This is a genomic window from Nocardioides sp. NPDC057577 (assembly GCF_042801335.1).
Taxonomy (GTDB): Bacteria; Actinomycetota; Actinomycetes; order Propionibacteriales; family Nocardioidaceae; genus Nocardioides.
The window spans coordinates 1-2,156 of sequence record NZ_JBHVGB010000316.1 but is presented as its reverse complement, the minus strand read 5'-3'; the positions used below and the strand labels follow the sequence as shown (position 1 = coordinate 2,156).

General features: G+C 68.6%; 3 protein-coding genes. All 3 read left to right on the top strand.

The window, feature by feature from the left end; translation table 11 throughout:
* Positions 1-66: 66 nt before the first annotated feature.
* The 3 genes from ACFU7D_RS29385 to ACFU7D_RS29375 are packed head-to-tail and all read left to right on the top strand — an operon-like array spanning position 67 to position 2,098.
* The gene (locus tag ACFU7D_RS29385; RefSeq protein WP_378874012.1) at positions 67-909 is read left to right on the top strand and encodes a PPK2 family polyphosphate kinase; all 843 of its coding nucleotides are present in this window, start codon (positions 67-69) and stop codon (positions 907-909) included.
* Positions 906-1,688 (top strand): HipA family kinase, encoded by a 783-nt coding sequence (locus ACFU7D_RS29380; RefSeq protein ID WP_378874009.1) that lies wholly within the window; start codon positions 906-908, stop codon positions 1,686-1,688. The genes ACFU7D_RS29385 and ACFU7D_RS29380 overlap by 4 nt, the downstream gene beginning before the upstream one ends.
* Complete coding sequence (locus ACFU7D_RS29375; RefSeq protein ID WP_378874006.1) at positions 1,688-2,098, top strand: DUF3037 domain-containing protein; 411 nt, start codon at positions 1,688-1,690, stop codon at positions 2,096-2,098. Before ACFU7D_RS29380 ends, ACFU7D_RS29375 begins: the two co-directional genes overlap by 1 nt.
* Positions 2,099-2,156 lie beyond the last annotated feature (58 nt).

Here is a 2,156-nt window from a genome sequence, read left to right as displayed (position 1 = left end):
GTCCTGACCACTTCTTGTGCCGAGTCGGCGCGTCATGACGAGCCGACTCGGCACTATCGTCGCCTTATGAGCCTTCTTGACGAGCTGCGGCTGCCGGCCGGAGCGGTGGACCTGCGGAAGTACGACACCAACTCCGCGCCCGGCGTCGGCGCCGACAAGGAGACCGGCAAGCAGGTGCTCGCCGAGCTCGGCCCGACGCTGATCGAGCTGCAGACCAAGCTGTTCGCCTCGAAGGAGGGCGACGACCCCAGGCGGGTGCTGCTCATCCTGCAGGGGATGGACACCTCCGGAAAGGGTGGCGTGCTCAAGCACACCGTCGGGCTGGTCGACCCCGTCGGCGTGAAGATCACCAGCTTCAAGGCACCGACCGACGAAGAGCGGGCCCAGGACTTCCTGTGGCGGATCGAGAGGTCGGTGCCGGAGCCGGGCTACCTCGGTGTCTTCGACCGTTCCCAGTACGAGGATGTGCTGATCGGCCGTGTCCGCGAGCTCGCCTCCGCCGAGGAGATCGAGCGGCGCTACGACGCCATCAACGACTTCGAGAAGCGCCTGACCGACGACGGCACCGTCATCCTCAAGTGCATGCTCCACATCTCGCCCAAGGAGCAGAAGAAGCGGCTGCGAGCCCGGCTCGAGGACCCGACGAAGCACTGGAAGTACAGCCCCGGCGACATCGACGAGCGGCAGCTGTGGGATCGCTACCAGGAGGCGTACGAGATTGCGCTGGAGCGCACCAACACCGAGTACGCTCCGTGGTACCTCGTGCCGAGCGATAAGAAGTGGTATCGCAACCTGGCCATCGGCGAGCTGCTCCTGGAGACCCTGGACCGCCTCGACCTCGACTGGCCCGCGCCCCGCTTCGACATCGCCGAGGAGAAGAGACGACTGGAAGAGGACACCATCTCGTGAGTCTGGAGACGGTGCGGGTGACTCGTTATGTCACCCCGCTCCGGGAAGGCGGAAGCCTGCCCGGGATCGTGGAGGCCGATGACCTCGGCACCTACGTCTGCAAGTTCCGCGGCGCCGGGCAGGGGCTGCGGGTGCTGGTCGCGGAGGTGATCGTCACCGGCCTGTGCCGGGCGCTCGACATCCCGACGCCGGATCAGGTGGTGCTCGATCTCGACCCCGAGATCGCCCGCTACGAGGCCGACGAGGAGGTCCAGGACCTGCTCAACGTGAGCGCCGGGCTGAACCTCGGCATCGACTTCCTGGCGGGTGCGTTCGGCTACGACGCCGCCTATCAGCCCGATCCGTCGCTGGCCGGGCGGATCCTGTGGCTGGACGCGCTGATCGCCAACGTCGACCGCTCCTGGCGCAACCCCAACATGCTGCTGTGGAACGGTGCGCTCTACGTCATCGACCATGGTGCCTCGCTCTACTTCCACCATGTCTGGCCCGGCGGTGGCGGCGATCCGGCGCGCTACGCCGCCCAGCCCTACGACACCTCCGAGCACGTCCTGCGGGCCTACGCAGCCGAGGCGCTCGCCCAGAACGACGACCTCGCCACGCGGCTCGACGACGCGGTGCTGGAGAAGGTGCTCGCCGACGTACCCGACGAGTGGCTCGAGGCCGTCCCCGGCTACGACACTCCCGAGTCGCTGCGTGAGCGCTACGTCGCGTTCCTGAGGGCCCGCCTCGACGGCGGCCGACCGTGGCTGCCTGTGGCCGAGCCCGCCCAGGAGGCGTGATGGACGCCTACCAGTACGTCGTGCTCCGCTGCGTACCTCGTCCCGAGCGCGAGGAGTTCCTCAACGTCGGCGTCGTCCTCCATTGCCCCGAGCAGAAGTTCCTCGCCGCTCGGTGGAAGCTCGACGAGCAGCGCCTCGCCGCCTTCGCCCCCGGACTCGACCACTCGCTCGTGCGGGCCGGCCTGGAGTCGGTGGACCTGATCTGTGCCGGCGCCGCGCACGCCGGCTTCGGCGCGGGCGTCCGCGCTACCGCGTACGGCATCCGGGCGCTCTCCGACAACGAGTCTGCCCGCTTCGGCCTCCTCAAGGCCCCGAAGTCCACGGTCCTCCAGCCCGGCCCCGTCCACGGCGGCGTCACCACCGATGCCGCCGCCGAGCTCGACCGCATCTTCGCCCACCAGATCACCTGACCGCCGAGTCGGCCCGTTCTGACGCAAAACCCCGCCGAGTCGGCCCGTTGTAACGAGC

Excerpts from the sequence above, each read along its gene's own strand:
- ACFU7D_RS29375 (WP_378874006.1), top strand. The coding sequence starts at position 1,688 with ATGGACGCCTACCAGTACGTCGTGCTCCGCTGCGTACCTCGTCCCGAG.
- ACFU7D_RS29385 (WP_378874012.1), top strand. The coding sequence starts at position 67 with ATGAGCCTTCTTGACGAGCTGCGGCTGCCGGCCGGAGCGGTGGACCTG.